The 26,644-nt window shown below is 37.5% G+C and carries 19 protein-coding genes and 1 tRNA gene; 11 read left to right on the top strand and 9 right to left on the bottom strand.

Translation table 11 applies throughout. The features are described 5' to 3' along the window. The first annotated feature begins 301 nt into the window (after nt 1–301). The 7 genes from OC457_RS11155 (at nt 302) to OC457_RS11125 (ending at nt 6,813) form a co-directional block, all read left to right on the top strand. Nucleotides 302–889, top strand: a complete 588-nt coding sequence (locus OC457_RS11155) for a fimbrial protein (protein ID WP_080175796.1) — start codon at nt 302–304, stop codon at nt 887–889. Between the two features lie 9 nt (nt 890–898). After that, nucleotides 899–3,205, top strand: a complete 2,307-nt coding sequence (locus tag OC457_RS11150; RefSeq protein WP_080175795.1) for a fimbria/pilus outer membrane usher protein — start codon at nt 899–901, stop codon at nt 3,203–3,205. Next, complete coding sequence (locus OC457_RS11145; RefSeq protein ID WP_080175794.1) at nt 3,195–3,872, top strand: fimbrial chaperone; 678 nt, start codon at nt 3,195–3,197, stop codon at nt 3,870–3,872. Before OC457_RS11150 ends, OC457_RS11145 begins: the two co-directional genes overlap by 11 nt. A 1-nt stretch (nt 3,873) precedes the next feature. Continuing rightward, complete coding sequence (locus OC457_RS11140; protein ID WP_080175793.1) at nt 3,874–4,938, top strand: hypothetical protein; 1,065 nt, start codon at nt 3,874–3,876, stop codon at nt 4,936–4,938. Further along, nucleotides 4,931–5,494: a fimbrial protein gene (locus tag OC457_RS11135; protein WP_080175792.1), complete on the top strand. Its 564-nt coding sequence runs from the start codon at nt 4,931–4,933 to the stop codon at nt 5,492–5,494. The genes OC457_RS11140 and OC457_RS11135 overlap by 8 nt, the downstream gene beginning before the upstream one ends. Before the next feature lie 136 nt (nt 5,495–5,630). After that, the gene (locus tag OC457_RS11130) at nt 5,631–6,611 is read left to right on the top strand and encodes a sugar-binding transcriptional regulator (protein WP_080175791.1); all 981 of its coding nucleotides are present in this window, start codon (nt 5,631–5,633) and stop codon (nt 6,609–6,611) included. Nucleotides 6,612–6,718: 107 nt separating this feature from the next. Next, nucleotides 6,719–6,813: transfer RNA gene (locus OC457_RS11125), tRNA-Sec, on the top strand. 18 nt (nt 6,814–6,831) lie between these two features. Here OC457_RS11125 and selB read toward each other — a convergent pair. The 5 genes from selB to fdnG form a co-directional block, all read right to left on the bottom strand. Continuing rightward, nucleotides 6,832–8,754 carry a selenocysteine-specific translation elongation factor gene (selB, locus tag OC457_RS11120; protein ID WP_080175790.1) on the bottom strand — a complete coding sequence of 641 codons (1,923 nt, stop codon included), beginning with the start codon at nt 8,752–8,754 and terminating at the stop codon, nt 6,832–6,834. Nucleotides 8,755–8,771: 17 nt separating this feature from the next. After that, nucleotides 8,772–9,662, bottom strand: a complete 891-nt coding sequence (gene fdhE / locus OC457_RS11115) for a formate dehydrogenase accessory protein FdhE (RefSeq protein WP_080175789.1) — start codon at nt 9,660–9,662, stop codon at nt 8,772–8,774. Between the two features lie 102 nt (nt 9,663–9,764). Beyond that, entirely contained in the window at nt 9,765–10,400 is a 636-nt protein-coding gene (locus OC457_RS11110) for a formate dehydrogenase subunit gamma (RefSeq protein ID WP_080175788.1), read from the bottom strand. Further along, nucleotides 10,397–11,272 carry a formate dehydrogenase subunit beta gene (gene fdxH, locus OC457_RS11105; protein ID WP_080175787.1) on the bottom strand — a complete coding sequence of 292 codons (876 nt, stop codon included), beginning with the start codon at nt 11,270–11,272 and terminating at the stop codon, nt 10,397–10,399. The genes OC457_RS11110 and fdxH overlap by 4 nt, the downstream gene beginning before the upstream one ends. A gap of 3 nt (nt 11,273–11,275) precedes the next feature. Beyond that, nucleotides 11,276–14,290: a formate dehydrogenase-N subunit alpha gene (fdnG, locus tag OC457_RS11100; RefSeq protein WP_144379601.1), complete on the bottom strand. Its 3,015-nt coding sequence runs from the start codon at nt 14,288–14,290 to the stop codon at nt 11,276–11,278. Between the two features lie 964 nt (nt 14,291–15,254). Between fdnG and mepA the strand changes: the two genes are divergently transcribed. Next, nucleotides 15,255–16,037, top strand: a complete 783-nt coding sequence (mepA, locus tag OC457_RS11095; protein WP_256383167.1) for a penicillin-insensitive murein endopeptidase — start codon at nt 15,255–15,257, stop codon at nt 16,035–16,037. A gap of 94 nt (nt 16,038–16,131) precedes the next feature. Here mepA and OC457_RS11090 read toward each other — a convergent pair whose 3' ends face one another. After that, entirely contained in the window at nt 16,132–16,386 is a 255-nt protein-coding gene (locus tag OC457_RS11090; protein ID WP_080175783.1) for a YfhL family 4Fe-4S dicluster ferredoxin, read from the bottom strand. Between the two features lie 5 nt (nt 16,387–16,391). Then, on the bottom strand, nt 16,392–17,780 hold the full coding sequence (gene trhP, locus OC457_RS11085) for a prephenate-dependent tRNA uridine(34) hydroxylase TrhP (RefSeq protein WP_080175782.1): 1,389 nt from the start codon (nt 17,778–17,780) through the stop codon (nt 16,392–16,394). Between the two features lie 320 nt (nt 17,781–18,100). On the opposite strand from trhP, the gene OC457_RS11080 reads away from it, so the two are divergent. Beyond that, complete coding sequence (locus tag OC457_RS11080; RefSeq protein ID WP_080175781.1) at nt 18,101–19,564, top strand: permease; 1,464 nt, start codon at nt 18,101–18,103, stop codon at nt 19,562–19,564. Between the two features lie 162 nt (nt 19,565–19,726). On the opposite strand, the gene rdgC is transcribed toward OC457_RS11080, so the two are convergent. Beyond that, nucleotides 19,727–20,638 carry a recombination-associated protein RdgC gene (rdgC, locus tag OC457_RS11075; RefSeq protein WP_210436103.1) on the bottom strand — a complete coding sequence of 304 codons (912 nt, stop codon included), beginning with the start codon at nt 20,636–20,638 and terminating at the stop codon, nt 19,727–19,729. Nucleotides 20,639–20,766: 128 nt separating this feature from the next. Then, nucleotides 20,767–21,252 (bottom strand): VOC family protein, encoded by a 486-nt coding sequence (locus OC457_RS11070; RefSeq protein ID WP_080175779.1) that lies wholly within the window; start codon nt 21,250–21,252, stop codon nt 20,767–20,769. A 209-nt stretch (nt 21,253–21,461) separates the two neighbouring features. On the opposite strand from OC457_RS11070, the gene OC457_RS11065 reads away from it, so the two are divergent. Further along, nucleotides 21,462–22,694, top strand: a complete 1,233-nt coding sequence (locus OC457_RS11065) for an exonuclease SbcCD subunit D C-terminal domain-containing protein (RefSeq protein WP_080175799.1) — start codon at nt 21,462–21,464, stop codon at nt 22,692–22,694. A 17-nt stretch (nt 22,695–22,711) separates the two neighbouring features. After that, nucleotides 22,712–26,509, top strand: coding sequence for an AAA family ATPase (locus OC457_RS11060; RefSeq protein WP_080175778.1), 3,798 nt, complete (start codon nt 22,712–22,714; stop codon nt 26,507–26,509). Nucleotides 26,510–26,644: the final 135 nt, after the last annotated feature.

The following is a 26,644-nucleotide window of genomic DNA, read 5'->3' as shown; positions in this document are numbered from 1 at the left end:
TCATTTAATGGAAAAATGGCGGTTGATACTCTGGTCGTGATGCTAGCGATGAAAATTTCGTCCACTTCACATTATTAAAAAACTCGAATTGAAAGATTCAGTTTTTTAGTTAGCGAGCTTGGCTGTTTGTTATGTCATTTTTCGTATGGATTAATATTCATAATTGTATATATAAAATTTTATCATATATCTATTTATTAAATCACAGGTTTTATATATAGAAGTAATAAATATTCACTATTGGGATTAGACTGCATTCAATGACTGGTTAAATTTTATTTCTATTTTAAAGGAATGAGTTGTGAATAAATTTATAGGAATTACTGTTATTGGGCTTTCTATTTTTACCGTAAATTTTGCTATGGCTTCGCCATCTTCTCCTGCGAAGACTCCTAATTTAACGCCCGAAAGTACAGGACAAATAAATTTCACAGGATCTGTGGTTCAATCAACGTGTGATATAACAGTTCGTAATAGTGATGGTACGAGTAATAATAATAATATTAATCTTGGTGTAATGAAAACCGATCAAGATAATTCTAAAGTCGTTAATTTTTATTTAAAGCCAGATACACAATGTGCACCAACTTTTGAAAACTTGAAAGTTAATATTGGTTGGTCTGGCAGTTCATTAAATAAACTAGGATTAGCTAATACAGCAACAGGATCAACAGCAGCAAAAAATGTATATATAAAATTTGATGCTCATTCTAATTCTCGTGGAGAGATTCCAATTAATAGTGGTGAACCAGTTACTTATTTTGGAACAAGAACAAAAGCACCACTATCTTATGCTTTTTCAGCTAATATAGAAAAGGAAAATAAGGGAGAAATGCCAACAGCAGGAAATGTTAAATCAAATGTAACTTATAATGTTACATATAACTAATATTATAATATGAGAAGAGTTAAATATTTATCACTATGTCTGTTAATTACCACAACTAATGCGGCAGCAACTACTATATTTAATACTGATTTTATTCATGGAATGCATCCTAATTCACCTGAAATAAATAATAGTTATATAGATAATACTTATTATGTTGATGTGTATGTTAATGGTATAGAAACAGGATCAGAAGAGATAAATATCAAAAAATATGATATTGAAAAATTACATTTAACCAAAGCATGGCTATCTAATGCAAACGTTAATATTAATAGTAAGTTCTATGCTAAATGTTTTGATAAGATAAATGGATATTATATTTTAACGAAACAAAAAAATACAAAAATAAAATTTAATAGTCATGAAAATAAATTAATGTTTACTATTCCACAAGCAGGATTAGTTGTTAAAGCTAATAATAGTGAGTGGAATGAAGGTAATGATTCTATCTTATTCAATTATTATTTATCCTCTGATAAATATAATAATGAAAAAATTAATACAACAATATCAAGTGATTTTTCAATTAACCATAAGGCATGGAGACTAATAGGTAATATTGATTCTAACGGACAAAATATATTACCTAATGTCTATTTGAAACGTGATATAAGATCTATAACTTCAGATTTAACGATAGGTAAAAATCAAACTAATAGTCGATACTTATCATCAATACCATTTATAGGAATACAATTATACAACAATAATAATATGATCCCATGGCAACAACGAAATTATGCTCCAATTATTTCTGGAACAGTGGCTACTGCTGCCACAATAACAGTTAGTCAGAATGGGTATATAATAAAAAAATTAAATATAAATCCCGGACCTTATCTAATTAATAACCTTAATATTATTGGTAATAGTGATATTAAGGTTGTTATTGTAGATGCAAATGGAAATAAAACAGAAAAAAAATATGCTATTGGTCAAATGTCTACATTACTTAGACCCAATAGTTCAAATTATTTATTTTCAATGGGTAAGGCTAATACGACATCAAATAAATTGCCATTTGGTGAAATAGAGTATTCGTATGGTTATAATATGTTCTCTACCATTATGGGGAGTATTATTTCTAAAAAATACGTCAATATATTAGGTGGTATTACTTATAATTTAGGATTCTTAGGGGTATCTTCTTTAACCTATAATTTCTCATGTGAAAATAGTATAAAAAATAATGTTGGAGATAAAATTTCATTATTATATGCGAAAAATATAAATAAAGATCTCCAAATTGATTTTGAATATAATAAATATAAAAATAATTATTATTCTTTTAATGATATAGGAAATATAAGCAATGATAAATTATTAAGTAATATAAAAATAAGGTTGAATAATAATATTGAGTATTTACAAAGCAATTTATCTGAACAATTATGGTATAACGAATATAGACAGTCATATAATTATGGTGGTGATTTTTTCATAACATCACAATATAAAAATATATTTTTAACGACATCTTTAGCCTACAATAAATCTTCTTCTTTAAAAGATGATATATCATTATCTTTTAGTTTAAATATACCTCTTAATAGTTCGTTTTTATCACTATCTAGTAGCTATATTAATAATGGTGATTATGTAAATAATATTAATATAAATCAAAATATCACAAATAACTTAAGTTATTCTGCTAATATTAGTCAGTCAAAAGATGATATGAATAGTTCAATAAATGCCACGTATTTATCAGATGCGACTCAATTTAATGGACAGTTATCTAAAACAAGATATTCTTCATCTGCAAATATTCAATTATCTGGAACAATTATTGGTGTTAATGACGGAAAAAATAACCATTTACTCTTTAGTAAGAATACTAATAATACATTTGCTGTTATTGATACTCCTAATATCAAAGGAATTTCTTTTAATGATTCAGAACCAACTAATAATTATGGTTTAACAATTAATTCATTAAATAGTTATCAGGCTAATACAATTAATATTAATACTGAAAATATACCTAATAATATTCAATTTAAGACGACATCATTTACTGTAACACCTACGGAGGGTGCGATAGTTTTTAAAAAAATAAATTATATTAAAACATTTACTTATATATTTAGAATATTTGCAAAAAATGGTATTACAATTCCATTTGGTTCTGTAGCGATGAATGATAAAAATCAAACGCTTGGATATAGCCAAGACAAAGGTATTATAATTATAAGAAGTCATAATGATAAAAATACGATTAATATTAATACGGGAGTTGAGCAGTATCATATCAATTTAAAAAAATATAAATCCAACTTAAATACTATTCAGGAAATACATTATGATAAATAAATATATATATGTTTTATTGTTTTTTATGACTACGCAATGTTACGCATCTTTTGTTTTAGATGGTACTCGATATATCTATGATGGAAATAAAAAAAATATTGCAGTGCAAATAACAAATGATTCAAATAATGAATATGGTGGGCAAATATGGATAGAGAATACAGATCAACCTAAAGATAATATCTATTTTATACCAGCACCTGCTTTTTTTACAATATCAAAAAATCAAATTCAGATTGATTCAATAATAAATGTAAATAATAGTTTACCTAAAAATAAAGAATCATTATTTTATTTAAATGTTCAAGAAATACCATTAAAAAGTACAACAAATAATTCATTACAAATCGCTATGAATACAAGAGTGAAATTAATTTATCGACCTAAAGCTATAATAAATGATAGAGCAGGAGCAGAGAATAAAATTAATATAATAAGTAAAAATGGAGATATATATTTAAATAATCCAACACCATATTATTTTGCAATAACTTCTGTAAATGCTAATAATCAACCATTACAGCTTTCATCAGTAATAATGAATAGATTAACTGTTTTTAAGCCGTTTAGCAAAGTTATGCTTGGTAATTATGGTGATAAAAATATTTCTTTTAAAGCAATTAATGATTATGGTGCAGTAATTAATTATAAGATAAAGAGTATTTAATATGAAGAATATATTATTTGTTATTTTATTTTATTTTTTAAGTTTCCATAGTTATGCTAGTGACTCTCGTGGTCCTATTGCTTTAAATAATAGATGCTTTATTAATGTAACATCATCACATCCAACTATTAATATCACAGGGCATAAAGTGGGAGATGTTGTTGGTAAATTAGATGTAACCTATTATTTAACCTGTACAGTAACTGGTGTTATTGGTTCTTATTATCGATATTTTGAAGTTAAAACAAATAATAATGGATTGTATACAGGTAAATTTAATCAGATGTATTTCCCTAATAATAAAAATTATATATTAGAACTAACATCACCTACATTATCCTCTACTAATAAGGCAGCAGTAATAAACAGTGCTGGTTATTTTCCCTACATTTCATGGTTTGATATATTCCATCTTTATTATTCTGATACGATAACAAATAGATTTAAAATAATATTAAATGCACCTCCGCTTATAATAAATAAATTTAATAATGGTAAGCCAACATCTGTAATTGCGATAGCCGCAACAACAACCTCTTCGGGTTATATTAATTTAAGTAATTTTAATGATCTTGATGATCAAACGAATAATGGTAATAATCCTTTAGGGAATGGTGATGTCCCTAATATTATCATAAAGGTTATAAATAAAAAGCCTCGAATTCCTACTTGTAATATTAATCCAATTAATATTGATTTTAAAAATGTATCTGCATTAAATATTAAGAATTCATCATCTAAATCAGAAAGTGCAAATTTACTTATTGAATGTAAGAACACAGCATCACAGACATTAACATTTACAAAAAGATCAATAAATAATATAAGTGATGATGTTATACAAGGTAGTCAAAATGGAAAGTTAAGTAATATTGGGTTTAAAATATGGTGGAATTATTTATCGAATGATATGAAAAATAATAAATTCAAGTTTGGTATCAAATATAATATACCCGCACATTTTAGTACAACAATAAATGTTAAACCTTTATTGTTAAATCCGCATACTAAAATAAAGTCAGGATTAGTATCAGCGTCTATCAATATGGTAGTTAATTATGATTAAATTTTTTTTTGTATTAATAATGATTTTATTTTCAAACTTAGTCTGCGCAAGTAATAGTTCGTATGTAACGAGTGCAAAATTAAATATATCGTTGATTATTTCTAATATTTGTGAAATACACATACCTAAACATAATGTTAATTTCAATATGGTGAGTGTTGAGCAATTAAAAAAAAGGCGTGGAAATATAATTTCAATACCGATCACCGTAACGTGTACAGGAAGTTATAAAAATGAAAATATAGCATTATCATTTAAGCCATTAAATGAGAGTGGGCACTTTGGATTACCATCGTCAGGGGTATTGAATACGACGACTAAAAATTTAGGTATTTTATTAACAACTTATGGCTCAGCGTTTCGATCTTCATATAATGCAAAGAGTAATTATCAAGGGAATAACGGCCCACTTATTTTTTATTCGCCTTATATAATATCCAGCGATAATAATCATTCGTTTACTATTAATGCTCAGCCAATTATTGAAAATAATAATGATACGATAAAAAGTGGAAAATTTTCAGCGGGGGTTATTGTTACATTGTCTTATGCTTAAAATGTATTCTTATTGATAATGCTGGTACGAAAAGGGCTGCATAGTTAGATTATCTGTGATGGGTAATGATTCTCTGTTTTGATATTACAGTGGTAGAATGAATGATTGATAAGTACCTGTATATGAGGACAAAGTGATGAGCAGTTTAAATAATGATAATAATCATGCTGAGAGTGATCAGCTGACTGAAATTGCTATTGCCTATTATCAAGAAGGTGCAACACAAGAAGAGATATCACAACGTTTTGGTATGTCTCGCGCTAAAATTGGTCGCTTACTTCGTCGTGCAAGAGAAGAAGGGGTGGTGGAGATAACAGTTAAATATCACCCAGTATTTAGTGAAAAGCTTGAGCAACAATTAATTGAACGATTTAATTTAAAGCGAGCATTGATTGCATTAGATCAGCCTGATGATAAATCTCAACGCCAACAAGTAGCGAGTCTTGTTTCTGGCTATCTTGCCGCAACATTATCAGATGATATGGTAGTCGCTGTTGGGCAAGGACGAAATATTGCTTCGATTGCGAATCATGTTGGTGTAGTGCCACATCGTAATTGTCGTTTTGTATGTGGAATTGGTGGTACTCACCGTTCTGGTAATGCGATTAATGCTGATCATATTTGTCGACAACTTGCGAAAAAATATGATGGTATCAGTGAAACTCTTTATGCTCCCGCTTATGTAGAAGACATTATTGTTAAAGAAGCATTTATGAAAAACGGTACGGTTAAAGAAACCTTAGATCGTGCTCGTCGTGCTGATGTAGCTTTAGTTGGTGTTGGAGATATGAATGAAAATAGCCATATGGTTAAATTAGGTTGGTTTACTCCTCAAGAAATAGTAGAAGCTCGCATTCGTAAAGGTGTAGTCGGTGACATTGCTGGTTATGACTTTTTTGATAGTCAAGGTAAGCAAGCTGATACCATGATGAGTGATCGGGTGATTGGTTTAACCATGGAAGAGTTACGTCATATTCCGACTGTTGTGGTGACGGCTGCTGAAAATAGTAAGGCATTAGCTTTATTGGGTGCGTTACGATCTGGAGTGGTTGATGTACTTGCGACCAGTGTTAGTAACGCTTTAACTATTTTAAATCTTGATCAACAGATGAAATAGAGTGTTATTTAGCCATATGATTCATAAAAGAAACCGCTATCTTAATCTTGTGCAGATAGCGGTTGCGAATTATACCTTAAAGCAATAAAATACAAACTCAAAATAAAGGAAGAACGTCGTATCCGGTGATGCGTCCGGATTTCAAATCCGGGTAGGGCTGCCAGCAGTCCTGGGTAGGTTCGACTCCTATGTTCTTCCGCCACTTTCTTGCTGTATATTCTTAATCCTGCAATAAATTCTGATCTTTTAATTCGCGATAATTAAATTTACGTTTAGTAAAACCTATCTTATCAAAATACTCTAATAACTGAATGGCAACTTTACGCCCTAACTGGCTAATATCTCTAAACTCAGCTGTTTCTAATTTTTGATGTTGAAGGGTATGTTGGCGAACTGCAGTTGCCATATTTACTAGATATTGATGGCTGACATAGCGATCTTTGACGATGGCAGCAACGTAGCTTAATTGCGCTAGTTTATAGCTAAGTTTTCGTAAACTCTCTTCATTTTCACCCATTTCTGATGCAAGATCGCGTATCCACCATGGCTGAGGATTTGTTGCCATCAATTGTTCTATTTGATGCCAGCATTGTAGTTCAGACGGTGTTAGTTGCAATTGATGCGCAGCTAGATGGAGCCAACCACGGGTATTTGCTAATTGTTGCTGATCAAGCAGTTGGGCGATAATTGCATTAAAGATAACTTGAGGTTGATTAAGTGCAGCCATACGGTATAGCCGATCTTTACCAACACCAAGTGTATCTTGTGCTTGCTGATGATATTGCTCTAGTGTGGCGATAATATGCTGTTGTAATGCTTGTTGATAGCTGTCAAAGCAAAGGTAGTCACCGTACTGATTGATCGTTGTATTTATGGCTAATAAGTGGCTAATAACATCAGATTGGCATTGATGTTGTTCTAGTAGTTGTTGGCGTGATTGCGGGGCATGCTGAAGCTTAAAGGTAATTATATCATTGAGTGAGACTAAGCTGGCACGGTGGTTGAGATACTCAAGTCGCTGCGGGTTACGTTTACCACGATTAGGAGGCAGTAGATCAATAATAATCGCGCTACCAAGATTGATTTTTTTTGCTGGATCGCGCAGTAATAATCGATCTTGCTCGGCTAAACACAATGGCGTATCAAGAGTTATTTCAGCAAGTGCACTATCACCATCTACTAATTGCTTATCTTCTAATAACGCAATCCGGCCAGTAGTATGAGTCGCGGCATGGAATATTTGAATATTTTGCCAATGTTTAATCTGTTGGTTGGCGGTTAATTTTACCGTGATCCGTTTGATTATTTGGGTGGGTGCTGTCTGTAATAGCCAGTCGCCACGGTTTAAGTTTGCTTTATCAATGTCGCCACTAATATTGAGTGCAACCCGTTGGTTTGCTGTTGCAGATTGCGTTGCTTGGCCCTGTGCGTGAATACTTTTTATGCGTACTACTTGCGGCTGGCTATGACCTTTTTTAAGCTGATTATGGCTGACTAAACACAGACTATCACCAACATTTATATGACCATTTAATGCCGTTCCTGTGACAACTAATCCTGAGCCTTTAACGTGAAAAGCACGATCGATAGCGAGTTTAAAATTGAGCGTATTATCGTGTTGTTGTTCATTATCGGCAAGCTCAATTAGGTGTTGTTTAAGTATATCAATACCATCATTAGTGTGTGCTGAGCAGTGAAAAATCGTCGCTTGAGTAAAGCCATATTGAAATAATAATTGGCTTAATGTTGCTTCGAGTTGCTGTTGTTGTGCAACGGTAGTGAGATCAGATTTAGTGATCACTACCGTTAAACTATCCATGGCTAATAACCGTAAAATAGTCAGGTGCTCATAGCTCTGCGGCATCATGCCTTCATCACCAGCGACAATCAGCATTGCGTGATGAGCTGTACCAACGCCTGCGAGCATGTTGGATAGGAATTTTTCATGGCCGGGAACATCAATAAAACCTAACCGTTGTTGTTGGTTAGATTTTGCTGAGTGGTAAGCCATAAAGGCATAGCCTAAATCAATCGTGAGACCACGTTGTTGCTCTTCTGGCAGTCGATCGGCATTGATCCCAGTAAGGGCTTGTAACAGTTTGGTTTTACCATGATCGACATGGCCAGCGGTAGCAATAATCATAGCGTTACTCTAAAGCGTTATTGAGCCAGAGGCAGTAAAAATGGGTTAAAGCCGCTACGGTAGAATTCCATTTGACTCAGTTTTTGATCTAAAACTATTGTTGCTAAATCATCGGCAATTGGATCTAATTGAGGGTTCTTCTCAAGTACCAGCATCTTTAAATAACTTTGGCAATGACTACAGGTTTCAGCACGAACACTATCTTCTAGTGATTCACTTTGGAGTTGAATATTTTCACTATCACCACATTGTGTACATTCAGCGCGTAGTCGATGCCATTGTGCTTCACATTGACTGCAATGTAGATAACGATGACCACTGCCTTGAATTAAACTTGCCGCAGGTGCGCCACCACAAAGAGGACAATGTGATTGTTTTGCATTGGCTTCTGGTTGCCATTCTAATTGAGTATTAGTGACAATTAAGCTCATTAGTGTATTAATGCAACCCCAAAGAATGATCGCAATATCGGCAGGAACACGCTCTGGCTGGTTTTGTTGTAATGCATGAAAGTAATGTTGCAATGTTTGTTGATCTATTTGGCTAATACTATCAATAACTTTAACGATATCATCGCTAACAATAGGACGTAGTGCGGAGGTTAACTGAGTTAACATTGGGTCTAAAATTGCGTGCCAAGTATTGTCTAGTTTAATTGGCCATGCCATTGTTTTGGTTTGTAATTGCTGTTGTACGGTACTATTAAACGTTTCAACTAAATGCAGTTGTTGCTGCACTATTTGACCAGCTAATAAGAGGTAATCTGCCATAAAAGAGTCTTGTGCCAACTGACGTAAACGTGCAGCGCGGGCATGAAAAATGGTTGCAGGTTGACCAATAATTAATGGATTAAAGCCATCACTTTTTTGCTTAACAATGGTGTCTTTATCTAAAATTTTAACGCTCATGCAGGTATCCAATTATAAGAATACCAACCGTGGTAAACCAAGGTTGGTATAGAAATAAAGAACGGATAAACGACGCAGTTTATCCGTTCTAGAGCTGTGTTGTTAGTGTTGGTCTTTGTTGCTAGATAGCGAACGGAACCAGCGAGGGTGGTGTTTCTTAGCCCAAGCGGGAGAAACCTTACCTTCTAACATGCCATCAATTGAGCCTTTTACCCAGTATGCCATATAGGCATGGATAATTAAACTTAAGGCAAATACAAGGGCAGCGATTGAATGCACAATCAATGCGATACGTACTACATCGATGCTGAAGTAGGCTGAAAAGTAAGCGCGCCATGCAATCAGACCCGTTACTAACAACAATACGCCACAGGCAATAAACTGACGTAAGATCATTTTTTGACCTGCGTTGTATTGGCCTGCTTCTGGTACGTTTTCTTCGTTTTCAGTTAAAACATCTTTAACTTTTAGCATCCATTGGAGATCACCTTTTTCAAAGTGGTTATGGCTCCAGTAACGGATCACTAAGAAAAATAGCCCAATTGTCATCACGATCGCACCAAATGGATGCAAAATACGTGCAAGTTGTGGCGTACCATAGACGTAGCTAAGGAAGTGTAGTGGAGCAAACATAAAAGATAGACCAGACAATAAAGTCCAGATACCTGTTAACGCTACCGTCCAATGCACAACACGATCTAAAGGTTTATGACGTAAAATTGTTTGGTTCAAACTCATTTCTCATCTCCTTCATCTTCAGCAACACGACTACGACCAACCGTTACACGGTGGATTGCAGCAAGCGCTAAAGTACCCACTAAGCCGGCAGCGGCAAGTGGCTTGAGATCATCTTTCCATAACTTCACTGTTTCGCTGATTTTAGGATCTTTAGGTAGATCGTAACGCTCAGGATCAGTGATATCGTGCAGAACGTAAATTACGTGTGTACCGCCAACACCTTGTGGGTTGTAGATACCTGCTTTTTTATGGCCTTTTGCTTGCAGAGCAGCAACACGTTGATTGGCATACTCAAGAATTTCTTCACGAGGACCAAAACGTAATGCACCTGTTGGGCAAGTTTTTGCACATGACGGCACTTGACCTGCCTGAAGGCGATCAAGACATAACGTACATTTGTAAACGCGGTTATCAACAGGGTTCATACGCGGAATATCAAATGGGCAGCCAGCGATACAGTAACCGCAACCGACACATTTTTCCGAGTTGAAATCAACAACACCGTTTTCATATTGCACGATAGCACCTGGTTCTGGGCAGGCTTTTAAACAGCCAGGATCAGAACAGTGCATGCAACTGTGCTTGCTAAATAGCCACTTAAACTTGTTATCTTCTTCAATTTCTTTGAAGTGGATAGTGGTCCAAGTTTCAGCTGTCGTATTTGGCGGATTTTGGTAAGAACCTTCAAAAGTGCCCACTTTTCCGCGTAAGTTGTTCCACTCACTACAGGCATCCATACAGCCTTTACAGCCAGTACAGCACGTTACATCAATTAACTTTGTTACCTGAATTTGACGCTCACGCGCATCAGGAGATGGAGTAATCGACGATGTAGCAGAACTACGAATAATATTCTGTGATTCCATACCCATGGCTTACTTCACCTTCTCTACGTTAACCAAAAATGCCTTGTATTCAGGCGTTTGTGAGTTAGCGTCACCGACACATGGCGATAACGTATTCGCAAGGTAACCCGGCTTAGTATCGCCTTCGTAGCCCCAGTGAATAGGAATACCAACAGTGTGAACCGCTTGGCCGTTAACATGCAGTGGCGTAATACGCTTAGAGACATAAGCTTTAGCTTCAATAGAGCCACGCTTAGAGGTTACACGCACCATGTCAGCATTGTTAATGCCACGCTCTTTCGCTAATCCTTCGCCAATTTCTACAAATTGTTCAGGTTGCAATACTGCATTGAAATGAGAGTGACTTGTCCACGTATGGAAGTGCTCAGTTAGACGATAAGTCGTACCCACGAATGGGAAATCAGTCTTCGTACCTAGTTGAGCTGCATCATCTTTGAACAAACGTGCCGCTGGGTTTGAAACCACATTTTTATGTAATGGGTTAGTACCAATCGGTGTTTCAAACGGTTCGTAGTGCTCAGGGAACGGACCTTCAGCCATTTTATCAAGTGCAAACAGACGACCTACGCCTTCAGGTTGCATGATAAATGGACCTGCATTGCTTGATGGTGGCAATTTAGCGTTAAAGTCAGGCACATCAGGACCAACCCACTTGTTACCATTCCATTCAACTAAGATGCGTGCTTTATCCCATGGGCTACCGTCAGGACGTGTTGATGCACGGTTGTACAATACACGACGGTTTGCAGGCCAAGACCATGCCCAGTTAGGTGCAATACCTAAACCAGAAGGATCGCTGTTATCACGACGTGCAGTTTGGTTACCCGCTTCCGTCCAGCTACCGGTGTATAACCAACAAGCAGCATTAGTCGAACCATCCGCTTTTAGTTTGCTAAAGCTTGATAGTTGCTTGCCGTTAGCATCTTTACCGTTAAGTTCTTGTGCTAATTCTTTGGTATTTGGCGCAGCAGGGATTGCATAGTTCCAGTCAAGAGACAGGATAGGATCTGGGTAAGTACCGCCATTTTGTCGGTACATATCACGCATCTTTAAGAAGATACCCGCTAGAATCTCAGCATCACCTTTTGCTTCTCCTGGCATATCAGCTGCTTTCCAGTGCCATTGTAGCCAGCGTGCTGAACTTACAATGGTACCATCTTCTTCAGCAAAACATGCACAAGGTAAACGGAACACTTCTGTGTCAATATTTGCAGTGTCAACTTCATTAACGTTAGGTTTATTTTGCCAGAACGTTGAAGTTTCAGTTACAAGTGGATCGACAACCACTAAGTATTTCAGTTTAGATAAAGCATCTAATGTTTTTTGCTTGTTCGACATTGAAGCAACAGGGTTGAAACCTTGGCAAATATAGCCATTCATTTCACCTTTGTTCATCATTTCAAACACGCGTAGCATGTCGTAGCCTTGATCCCACTTCGGCATCATATCGTAGCCAAAGTTATTCTCAGCCGTTGCATTTTTGCCGTAGAAAGACTTCAGTAATGATACGAAGAATGCTGGATAGTGCTGCCAGTAGTTGGTTTGATCCGCTTCAAGTGCCACTGGTGTGTGGTGCTTAAGGTGAGCAGCTAAATCGACATCTTTATCAGATGGCAGTTTTAAGTAACCAGGTAAACTTTGTGCTAACAAGCCAAGGTCAGTAATACCTTGAATGTTAGAGTGTCCACGTAGGGCATTAACACCGCCGCCAGCCATACCCATGTTACCAAGTAGTAACTGGATCATTGCCATACAACGGATGTTTTCAGCGCCTTTAGAGTGCTGTGTCCAACCTGTTGCGTACAAAATAGTGGCAACGCGGTTATCCGCAGCTGTGCTACCTAGTGCTTTACAAACGTGTTCAAACACATCAACAGGCGTACCTGTGATATTTGATACAACATCTGGTGTATAACGAGATACGTGATCTTTAAGTAGGTTCCATACACAACGAGGATGTTGCAGTGATTCATCCTTTAGTGCATAACCTTGATCGTCAAGTTGGTAGAACCAAGAACTACGATCATACTTACGTTTCTCAGCGTCATAGCCAGAGAATAGACCATCGTGGAATGCGTAATCATCACGTACAATAAAGCTTGCGTTTGTGTATGCTTTAACATACTCGTGATTCACTTGACTGCTAGCGATTAGGTAACGAATAGCACCTAATAGGAAAGCAATATCAGCACCAGAACGGATCGGTGCATAGTGATCAGCAACAGCTGCTGTACGCGTGAAACGTGGATCAACCACAATGATTTCAGCGTTTCTAGTTTTTTGAGCTTCAATCGCCCAGCGGAAGCCTACAGGGTGTGCTTCTGCTGCGTTACCGCCCATTACTAAGATCAAGTCGGCATTTTTAATGTCGACCCAGTTGTTGGTCATCGCGCCGCGGCCAAATGTTGGAGCAAGACTTGCTACCGTTGGACCGTGTCAAATACGCGCTTGAGTGTCTACAGGAACCATACCCAAACCACGGGCAAATTTCTGAGTTAACCAACCATTTTCATTACTTTCCGCTGAGGCACAAAGCATGCCTGTTGTTAGCCAGCGGTTAACGGTGGTGCCTTCGTCATTGGTTTTTACCAAGTTAGCATCACGGTCTTGTTTCATTAGTTTAGCGATACGGCTAAATGCTTCGTCCCATGTTAGACGTTGCCATTTATCTGAACCAGGAGCACGGTATTCTGGGAATTTCAAACGTTGTTCGCTGTTAACAAAACCAGCTAGGCCCGCACCTTTAGGACATAATGCACCACGGCTTACTGGATGATCGGGATCACCCTCAACGTGGAACACTTTTTGTTTAATATTACCGCCAGTAGCACCAGTGCTATACAGTAATGTGCCACAACCTACTGAACAATAAGAACACGTATTACGCGTTTCTTTGGCTGCGGTTAATTTGAAGTCACGAGCTTGCGCCCATGCTTTTTGCGGAATTGTGGCAAGCGAAGCAATCGTAGTTGTTGCTACAGCCCCTGCGCACAATTTAAATAATTGACGTCTACTTATATTCAATCTCAAAAGACCTTATTCGAAATAAAGAAGAGGGTGAAATCTAAGCCGTTATTATATGGGGGAATGTAATGTCGTCAAATTTAGCCATTGAGTACAAGCTTATAAAAAAAAGAGTAATAATATAAATAATATAAATAGTTATTTAAATATCATTAATAATTAATGATATTTAATAAATGAAGGATAATGATTTAAATCAAAATAGTGACTCCTTGCAGTGTAGTAATAATCATTGTCATTTGGTTCTGTTGTAGCCTTAGTATATTTGTTCATGTTTTATTTTTAATGGTAAATATATTTATATAATGTGTGACAAATGAAAAAACGCACTTTTAATTAAATTAAAACTAAGTTCAAAAAGAGTTATTTTGTTTTTTACCTTTTATGTAAAGGTAGGGGTAATAAATGGCATTGCGTTTGTTTTTTTGTTTTTTAATATTAAAATCAAAAGATTAGTTTTTATTTTGTGTCTATTTTTTACCTGTTTTATTATTGTTCTAATTGATGGTAATCATAATGGGATGTTAAGTAATGCCAAAATAGAACAACAATTGAGTGATTAATTATAATTAAATGCAATCTTATGTATCATATTTAAATGGTTAGGGTGGTTATTTAATCATCAATATTAAAATCAATAATTTAATATTTCATGAGTTTTTTATAAAATAACAGCAGGAATAATGCCAAATAAAAGACAGTTATCATTATTAACTAAATATTATTATTTATCCGTATTATTATTTGATTTGTTAAAAAACAAAAAGTAATGATAGTAAGGCTGTTTGAATAACTATTTTTATCTATGGTCTATAACTAAAGCCAACGCTTAATTTTTAGTGGATGAATTTTGCATCGTCTAAAGGTTACGTTATTATTAGTGTTACCGATGATAAAAAGGAAGAATAATGTGTTAAGGATGATAATTACAGGTTTGATACTTACTTGTATAAGCCAGAATGTAATGGCAACACCATGGGAAAAAGTAAAAAATCCAAGTCATGGTGATTCAAATTCGATTGGTTCATACGCGAACGGTTGTCTTGCTGGTGGTGAGCGTTTACCGCTGCAAGGTGATGGCTATCAAGTTATACGTTCAGAACGTGGACGTTATTATGGCCATAGTGAAATGATTGTTTTTTTGCAGCAATTAATGCAGCAATCACAGCAATTAAATATTGGTAACGTGCTGGTGGGTGATATTGCTATGCCACGTGGTGGGCGTTTTTCATCAGGCCATGCTAGCCATCAAACTGGATTAGATGCTGATATTTGGTTACGTATACCTGAAAAACCATTAACAGCTAAACAACTAAAAACAGTATCAGCGTTACCAATGGTTGATGTAAATAAGTATAAAATTATTGAAAAAAACTGGAGCATAAAACAAGCGCAATTAATTCAACTTGCTGCTAGTGATGATCGTGTTGCACGTATTTTTGTTCATCCTGTGATCAAGCAGCAATTATGTAAAACACAATGGAAGCAGCGTGATTGGTTAAGTAAAGTTCGACCTTGGTTTGGCCATTACTATCATTTTCATGTGCGCTTAAATTGCCCAGAAGGAAGTACTACTTGTAAGCCGCAAACGCCGCCACCTGAGGGGGATGGCTGTGGGACTGAACTTGCCTCGTGGTCACCAAATTATAAAGCTCCAGAGGTCACAAAACCGCTTACCAATGTAAAGCCGAAACCAAAACCGAAAAAAGTTTTGCCAGCGATGTGTGCGACGGTGTTAAAAAGTTAGTGTTGGGCTAATTTGTTATAAATTAAGTATTAAATAAAAAAGCGCCACCCAGTTAACTGAGCGGCGCTTTTTTTATGCGGTTTATTACTGAAAACTAAGCTAGACCTTGGAGAGTAACAAACTTTTCAAGTAGTTCGTCATCTGATTCGATATGCTCAGGATCCGTAATAATGCAATTGGTAATAGGACAAACTGACTGACAGGTTGGCTTATCATAGTGCCCTTTACATTCTGTGCAGCGATCAGGGTCGATTTCATAAAATTCATCGCCCATGGTGATTGCCTCATTGGGGCATTCAGGATCACACATATCACAGTTAATGCATTTAGTTGTAATGAGCAGTGCCATAGTGCTTATTTACCGTCTTTAGGTGCGTGTGGGTTACGAGTATCTTCACCGTTACTTAAATTACGCATCAATAGACCAAAATCGAGATCCATATCTGATGGCATTGGAATAAACACAAAGTGACCATTACCTTTAGCATCATCAATCACTTCTGATTTACGGTTTTCCATGGTTTCAAGTTTGAAGATAACGTTACCTTGTGGTGTCATAACTTCAAGGCTGTCACCAACAATGAATTTATTCTTCACTTCAACTTCAGCAAGGTCGCCACGGCGTTTACCTGTAAACTCACCCACAAATTGTTGAGTTTCTGAAATTGAGTAACCGTAATCATAATTTTGGTAAGCATCATGAGTATGGCGACGAAGGAAACCTTCAGTATAACCACGGTGCGCTAGGCTTTCTAATGTACCAAGTAATGAATCATCAAATGGTTTACCCGCAACGGCATCATCAATCGCTTTACGGTAAACTTGTGCTGTACGAGCACAGTAGTAGAACGATTTAGTACGACCTTCAATTTTTAGCGAGTGCACACCCATTTTAGTTAGGCGCTCAACATGCTGTACCGCACGAAGATCTTTAGAGTTCATGATGTAAGTACCATGCTCATCTTCAAATGCTGCCATTTTTTCTTCAGGACGGTGAGATTCACTTAGCAATACAACATCATCAATTGGCTTACCAAGACCCAATGTATTGTTTGGACGCTCTTCAATTTCTTGAATTTGAATCGCATCTTGAGCTTCTATGATTTGACCTGAATCGTTCTCGACGGCTTTTTCTACTTTGTATTCCCAACGGCATGAGTTAGTGCATGTGCCTTGGTTCGGATCGCGTTTGTTGATGTAGCCAGATAGCAAACAACGACCAGAATAAGCCATACAAAGTGCGCCATGAACAAAGATTTCTAGTTCAGTATCAGGGCAGTGCTCACGAATTTCTTCGATTTCTTCTAGTGATAGTTCACGAGACAGAATGACACGCTCAACACCTTGGCTAGCCCAGAATTTAACGGTTGCCCAGTTAACGGCATTAGCTTGTACTGAAAGGTGAATTACTACTTCAGGAAATGCTTCACGAACCATCATGATTAGACCTGGATCTGACATGATAAGTGCATCCGGACCCATATCGACAATTGGCTTTAAATCACGAATAAAGGTTTTAAGCTTTGAGTTATGTGGTTGAATATTACAAACCACATACAGCTTTTTACCTTGAGCATGCGCTTCATCGATACCAATTTTAAGGTTATCTAGATTGAATTCATTATTACGAACGCGAAGGCTGTAACGTGGTTGGCCGGCATAAACAGCATCTGCACCATAGGCAAAGGCGTAACGCATATTTTTAAGGCTACCCGCTGGAGATAGTAATTCTGGTTTAAACATTATTCAATTCTCTTTAGATGTCTGATTCCAAATCAGCCTATAACACCTAGTGCTACAGGGAGGAGGCGAGATTCTACGTTTTTCATTCCCACATTACCAATTTTCTTGAAAATAATGGTTTACTTCATCAATTGATACCAGTGTTGGTGACTATTTAGAGCTATTTTCAATGGCAATAGTTGGATTTAATTGTTGAGTTAATGTACTAAAATACATACTTAGTATGCATTAAATACATTGGTTATATTTTAGGGCAACATGTGAGAAATGTTTGCACAATGTTGCTATTAGTTAATGATGATATGTATAGGAAGGTATATATGATAGGACAAGATATTGGTGGATTGATTATTCATCTGTTTTCTACATTTGGGAATATGGTTTGGCAAATTTTTTGGCCATTGGCATTTGGTTTAATACTGTCATCATGGATACGTAATTTATTACCTGTTTCAAGTGTGGTTAAGCACTTAGGTAAAACGACCGTAGTGAGTTTAAGTTTTACTACCTTTTTAGGTATGGTGTCATCATCATGTTCATATGCTGCTGCATCATTGTCTCATACCTTACTTACCAAAAAAGCGACTGTTGCTAACGCAATGGCATTTTTAGTTTCAAGTACTAATTTGATTGTTGAGATGTTCATTGTCTTAGTTGCGTTAATGGGCTGGACGTTTTTATGGGGTGAGATAATTGGTGGCTTAATTTTAATTGCGACGGTTGGATTTTTATTTAGTCGATTTTATCCAAAAGACGTTGAACAAGAATTGCGTCAACATCTTTTAAATGCTCAACCCCAAAAAGCCAGTTGTGGTATGGACATGTCTGAAATGAGTGGTGATCATGGTGATTGCGGCATGGACATGTCTAAGATGAAGGCTGATGACAGCGATTGCGGCATGGACATGTCTAAGATGAAGTCTGATGACAGCGATTGCGGCATGGACATGTCAAAGATGAAGTCTGATGACAGCGATTGCGGCATGGACATGTCAAAGATGAAATCTGATGACAGCGATTGCGGCATGGACATGTCAAAGATGAAGTCTGATGACAGCGATTGCGGCATGGACATGTCAAAGATGAAGTCTGATGACAGTGATTGCGGCATGGATATGTCAAAGATGAAATCTGACGATCACTCAGCGATGAAGATGGATATGGCAACTGAACCTCAATCTGCCACTATGGAAAAAATCACGAAGTCTGCGGGTTTCTTCCAAATGGATATTGCCATGATTGGTAAAGAGATTCTAATTGGGGTTGTGGTATCTTCAATTTTAATTGCATTAATGCCTCAAGATGGCTGGCGTGATCTGTTTATTAGTAATGATGCTGGTTTACCCGTGTGGTTACATTCTTTGCTTGATGTGATCATTGGTATTTTTGTGGCAATGATTGCTTATGTTTGTTCAGTCGGTAATCTGATTTTAGCGGCAGCATTGTGGCATGGTGGTATTTCATTTGGTGGCGTGATTGGCTTTATTTTATCGGATGTATTAACTATTCCAATGATTCGTGTTTATCAAAAATATTACGGTAAACGCCCAACAAAATGGATGGTTGGCTTATTATTCGTTGCGATTCTATTTACTGGTTTGTGTGTTGATGCGATCTTTAATGGCTTTGGTTGGGTTACCGCTGATCAAACAGTACGTGCATTAAATCAATCAGGCTTTGGTTTGAACTTCACTACCGTGATGAACCTTATCTTTATTCCTGTTTCTATTTGGTATTACCGATTAGGTAAAAAAGCCAATGCAGGGATGGGAATGAGCATGTAACACTGATAGATGTTTATAACGAACGAATTATTATCAGTAAAAGAGTAAAAGAGTAAAAGAGTAAAAGAGTAAAACAGCCGTTATGTGTTAACACCTGACGGCTGTTTTTGTTATTTAAGCAATACTTATATAGCTGAAAGCTTAATCTCGAAAATATAGAGATTAACCTTTATTTTCTAAGCCGCCGATAACATCAAATAGGTTAGGTAAAAATACCGAGAACTCACCGCCCATTAATGACAAGTCAGCATCAATGCGTTGTGCCATATCTTCACGGTCGATATCTTCGTTTTGATCTTTAATTTCATCTGAAAATTTAAGGCGTTTAACAGTTAAGTCATCCGCTAAAATGAAATCGATACGATCTTGCCAATTCAGCGCCAGTTTAGTAACTACTTTATTGGCTTCAATGTGCGCAAGAATTTCATCACAATTTAAATCTTGCTGTTTACAGCGGATCACACCACCGTCTTCTTCAACCGCTTTAAATTCAGCTTCTTCACCAATAGTAAAACCTTGTGGTGATTGGTTGCTACGAACCCATTCGGTTAGAGTCAATGCCAATGGTTTTTCAGGCACAACAGGCACAACAGGTAAGCTACCGATAGATTTACGTAATAATGCTAATACATCTTCGGCTTTTTTGTAGGTACCCGCATCAACCACAATGTAGCCTAATTTAGGCATGATCAACGCGTACGTTTGATGTTGACGACTGAATGCGCGAGGTAATAAATCCATCACGATTTCATCTTTCAGGGTGTCTTTCTCTGTCTTTTTCAGTTTACGACCAAGATCTTTTTCCTGCATTTCAATTTTGTTGTTCAATGATTCTTTGATCACTGACGCTGGCAGCATTTTTTCTTCTTTGCGAGCGCAAATTAAAATGTTGTCACCAGAGACATGGGTAAACATATCGCCATGCTTGCCCAGAGCATGTGCCCAGCCAAATTTTTGAATGTCTTGGCTACCACACGGGGTAAAGCGGAATTCTTCCAGCTGTTTTTCTATTTGGTCTGCATTTAAGTCAATCTCACGCGTAAAACGGTAAGTCAGTATATTTTTAAACCACATCATGCTAGTCACACTTCCTAGGGTAAACAGTTGGGAGGCTATCTTAACCCAACCACTGCAAATTACTAAGTGACGTTTGTGATTGTTGCAAGGATTGGCAAGTACACCAATCCTTGCGCTTAAAAATATTATTCATACTTCGCAGAATAAGTTTCTTCATAAGTATGTGAGTAAAGTTCAAATAAGTTACCAAATGGGTCTTCTAAATAAACCATTTGTGAGGTGTTGTTTTCATCTTCAGGGTGATAACGCATGATATCCATACGCACTTTACCGCCATATTGTTCAGTTCGAGCAATAACACCATGAAAGTCATCGGTTTGAAGGCAGAAATGGAAAATACCAATGCGAGAGAAATCAACCTCATGGCGTTGTTGACGGTCTTTCATTTCAAACAGTTCAAAGCCGATACCATCTTGCGTTAATAAATGGGCAATATTGAAACCTTTAAAGCCTTCGCCAAAGACGGCAATACACATTCTACCAATCGCGGTTTCACGCTCTTCTGTTACTTTGGTATTACCCATAACCACATCAAGACCAAGTGCTTTAGTATAAAACTCAACAGCGGTATCCATATCGCCAACCATGATGCCTACGTGATTCATTTTCATAATTTACCTTCGATACTGATGATTAAGTGGTTTTGTTTCGTTGGAATAATCTTAGGTGAATTTTAAAATAATATAAAATTATCAATATTTATTAAAATAATAACGTTTTGTTATGATTACTGGTGGTTAGCTATCAAATATCTGTGTTGTTACGAGTTCACACGGTACAATCGAATGATTATTTCTGGCTTGGTCGTGTTATTCCTATTATGAAAATTATCCATACTTCTGATTGGCATCTTGGTCATCAATTACATGGCTATAGTCGTGCAACTGAACACCAAGCATTTTTAGATTGGCTTGCTGATACGCTTGAGCAGCAACAAGCGGATGCTTTATTAGTGGCGGGTGATATTTTTGATACTGCCAACCCTGCCGCCAGTGCGTGGGAAATGTTATATCGGTTTTTAGCGCGGTTAGCTAAAACACTACCCAAATTAGATGTGGTGATGATCGGTGGTAACCACGATTCACCAAGTAAACTCGATGCGCCTCAAGCGTTATTAAAAGCCTTTGATCTACATTTAGTTGGCGGCATTCATCGATTAGACAACGGTGAATTAGATTGCGAACGCATGTTAGTACCATTAACCAATGCTGATGGTGAACAGGCTGCATGGGTATTAGCGGTGCCATTTTTACGTAGCGCCGATTTACGCACTGAAAATTTAACTGAAACTGATGATCGACTGATTAAAGGCGTTGAGGTGTTGTATGCAGAAATGACTGCCGTTGCCCGTGAGCGAAAACAGCCTCAGCAAGCGTTAATTGGTATGGGTCACGTGTATATGGCATCAGGAAAAATTTCTGAAATGTCTGAGCGACGAGTATTAGGCGGTAATCAACATGCGCTTCCAGCGACGATTTTTGCCGATGATGTCAGTTATGTTGCTCTTGGTCATTTGCACTTGGCTCAAAAAGTGGCTAAGCAAGAACATGTACGTTATTGCGGCTCACCCATTCCATTATCAATGGCTGAGCGTAATTATAGCCATCAAATCGTAGTGGTTGAATTAGAGGGTACTGATGTTACTAACATTGAGCCCATCACCATTCCGCGTAGTGTTGATATGTTAAAAGTGCCAACGAAACCGATGCTATTGGATGAAGTGTTAGTGGCACTTAAAGCGCTACCTGATGAAGAGTTACCACGAGAGCAACAACCATTTTTAGAAGTGCATGTACTGCTTGATAAGCCTCAAGCTTTATTACGTGAAAAAGTATTGCAAGCGCTGGAAGGAAAATCAGTACGGCTCGCGAAAATTACTCCGCATTATCAACATCCAGAACAGCAACATGGCTTGCAGCACCAACGTTTATCAGAGGTATCACCACAACAAGTCTTTTCTCTGAGCTGGAATAAAAAATACGATGGTGAGCCTGATGCTGCAATGACCGCAGCGTTTGAAAGCTTATTAGTGCAAGTTGAAGAACAACAATAATAATAGAGAATAATAACATGAAGATACTTGCACTGCGTGGTGAGAATTTAGCCAGTCTACAGACCAAATTTGAGATTGATTTTGCTGGTGGACGCTTGGGCGAAGCGGGCTTATTTGCGATCACGGGTAAAACTGGCGCGGGTAAATCAACCTTGCTCGATGCGATTTGTTTAGCGTTATATGATCGTATTCCTCGGCTACAATCCAATAAAAAAAATGATGCCGAAATCGGGCGTGATGATGACGATAATCGCATTAAAGCCAATGATGTGCGTAGTATTTTATCGCGCGGTAAAGCTGAAGGCTTTGCTGAAGTGGATTTTATTGCCAATGATGGCTCGCATTGGCGTACTCATTGGCAAGTGCGCCGTGCTCGAGGTCGCGCTGAAGGTAAAATGCAAGCAGCTGAACAATGGTTAGAAAACATTGAAACAGGACAACGTTTTGCGGGTAAAAAACAAGAACTCCAAGCTGAAATAGAACGTTTAATTGGGCTCAGCTTTGATCAGTTCCGTCGCGCTGTGATGTTACCTCAAGGGGAGTTTGCTGCCTTTTTAAAAGCAGGGGCTGATGAGCGAGCAACCTTACTTGAGCGCATGACGGGCGGTGAAATTTACGGGCGGTTATCAATTGCCGCTTATAAACGTGCCACTGAGGAAAAACAAAAGCTGGTTCAGTTGCAAGATAAGCTTGGCGATGTAGCGCTATTAACAGATGAGCAAAAATTGGCATTAAATAGTCAGTTAGAGGTTGTACGTCAGCAAGTTAACACTCAGCAACAACAGCTTGAACACTTAAAACAGCATCAGAATGTCATGTTAACCGCAGCAAAATTACAGCTGCGAATTGTTGAGGGTGAACAACAGTTACAGCAAGCAGAGTTAATTCAGCAACAAGCCGCGCCGCGTTATATAGCGTTGCAACAATATGAACAAGCTTTACCTGCCCGTGGTGATTTTACGTTATTAGCACAAGCTAAGCAGCAAGTGATTAAGTGGGCAGCAACCGAGCTACAAAGTAGTGCTACTTTAAAAGATAACCATCATCAACAAGCGCAATTACAAGCAACTACAGATCAATACCAGCAGCTATTGAGTCAAAAACAACAAGCTTTTAATGCGTTAGAACCAAAACTAAAGCAAGCCGCTACTATTGAACAACAACGGTCTGGTTTACAACTGCAACGTGATGAATTACAAAAACAAATTTCACTGTTAACTAATGAGTTAGCGCTTAAAAGATCGCAATGGTTAACGCAGCAACAGCAACAACAAACCTCACAACAACAGTATCAGCAGCTGGAGGTTGAGTTAGAAACAACGCAAGCGGTGAAAGCATTAGCCGAACAGCATAACGCGATCAAAGATAATATTGAGCAATTTCAGCAAGCACAAACTGATATTGCTCAATGGCAAACGGATATCAAACAGCGTCAAATTACGCTCACAACAATTATTAACCAACAAACTGAATTAGAATCACAACTATCAGGTTTAGCATTGCAACAGCAACAGTTAACAGCACAAGTTGCAGTACATGATCTTGCTCAATTAGAACAAATGCAAGATCGACAACGTCAGGATTATAGTGCTTACCAACAGTGTAATAGTAAATTAAAAGACGGTTTATACGGCTTAGATAAGTGGCATGGACAGCTACAGCAGCGGGATAAATTACAGTTACAACAGCAAGCATTAGTGGTAACGCTTGCCAATAATCAGCAGCGTTTAACGGCGTTAGCTCCCGAGTTATTACAATTAGACGCACAACATAAAGAAGTTGATCATCAGCTAACTCAAACCCGTGCGGTGATGAATCTAATCGATTATCGTGAGCAATTGGTTGAGGGCGAAGCGTGTCCATTATGTGGTGCACTTGAACACCCATACCAGCAACATAATCCGCAAGTTGCCACCATTATTAGCCAACAACAGCAACGATTACAGCAGTTAGCTCAGCAATTGCAAGATACTTATGCTGAGCAACGTCAACTCACTCAAACGATTACTCAAGATCAACATACTCAAACCGAATTAGCTCAAGATATCGATGGGCTTAATCTTAATATTCAAACATTAGTCAGTCAGCAGCAATGCCATTGGTCTGACTTAATGGCGCTTGATCTTAGTGCAATAACGTTAGATGAAATTAGCTTATCAAACATGAGTGATGTGGCTCAGTTGGCACATTATCAGGCTAATTGGTCACAAGCTATTGATGATGCAACAGCGCAAATGCAGATAATTAAAACTCAAGGAGAGCAGCGTAAAAAACTGATCGCCGAGGTTAAGTTGCAGCAACAACAAATCCAGCAGTTAGTTCAGCAACAAGCAGAGTTTAAAGAGACTTACCATCAGCTTTCGCAACAACAAACTCAAGCGCAAGAGCAGCAAAAAGCGTTAGTGTCACAGTGTGATAGCCAACAAAAAATTCACGAACAAAGACAGCAGGCATTGAATGCTATTTACGGTGATGATTCGTGGTTAACGGCATTATCTCAGCAAGGTAAAAATAGCTTTATCGCTGAACTTGAACAACAAATAGCGCAATATCAAACCAATATTAGCCAACAACAGCAGCTTGAAAAGCAGTTAGCTGAACTTGCTCCCGTATTAGCGCAGTTAATCAGTGGGGTTGAGCATAGCGAACAGCAGTTGCAGATAATGACCAATAAAGATCAGCAATTAACTCAGCAACAAGCGCAATATTGGCAACAACGACTTGATTTAATTGGTGAGCAATCATTAGATGTAATTGAAAATAAAGCCAAAACTGAGATTGAACAGCAACAGCAACAATTACAGCAACAGCAAACGCAACTGAATCAATTAGCGGAAGCGATGGCGGCAAATGAAGCGCACAAACACCATGCAACGCAACAGTTACTGGAAGCGAATCAAGCTCAGCAACAGTTACAACAGACATGGGGTAATTGGCTAGAAAAATTAGCACTGACTGAATCTGAACTGACCGCATTATTGAGTAAAGATGACACATGGTTACCACAACAGCGGGCTGAACTTAAACAACTAGAACAGACATTATCTGCTAGCCAAACGGTATTAACAGAGCGTCAGCAAGCACATGTTGAGCATCAGCCGTTGGTCGAATTAGCGACAGGTTGGTTTACTGATCATGACATCAGCAATGATGTGAGTTCACAACAACAAACGATGGTGGAATGGCAGACTCAAAAACAGCACAGTGATGATCTGGTGTTCCAGTTACGCCAACAATTAGCCCAAGCAGAACAAGCTGAGCAACAAGCGGGTGATCTTCGCAGCGCATTAGCCACACAACAAACTCAAACTGAACTATGGCTTCAAATGAATGAGTTGATAGGTTCGGCTACAGGTAATAAATTTAGAACCTTGGCACAAGGGTTAACCTTGCAACAATTAGTGTTGGCAGCGAATGAACATTTGCAAGATTTAGCCCCGCGTTATGCGCTGCAACCAGTTCCTGGTAGTCCGTTAGCATTACAGGTTATTGACCATGATATGGGCGATGAAGTGCGTAGTGTAGAATCACTGTCTGGTGGCGAAAGTTTCTTAGTATCGTTGTCGTTAGCGTTGGCATTAGCATCGCTTGCCGCTGATACTCGCCAGCTCGGTTCACTGTTTATTGATGAAGGTTTTGGTACTCTCGATCCTGATAGTTTAGAGATGGCATTGGCTTGCTTAGATGCTTTGCAGGCTGATGGACGTCAGATTGGAGTCATCTCGCATGTTGGTACTTTAGTTGAACGCATTGGAGTGCAAGTAGCAGTAGAAGCCATAGGTGGTGGACGTAGTCAAATTATCATAAAAGGGTAATTATATTGCCATTAATTGTTGAGTTATTTTTGTTGTAGTATCAATCATCAAGCTTATTTTAAGCCATTGTTATTGATTTTATTAAAACGCGCTTTATCTGAAAAAGTCACAAAAGTGTCATAATGAACACACATA

The organism is Photobacterium toruni (genome assembly GCF_024529955.1).
Classification (GTDB): domain Bacteria; phylum Pseudomonadota; class Gammaproteobacteria; order Enterobacterales; family Vibrionaceae; genus Photobacterium; species Photobacterium toruni.
Note: the sequence above shows the minus strand (reverse complement) of the source record. Positions and strands in the feature narration are given on the sequence as shown.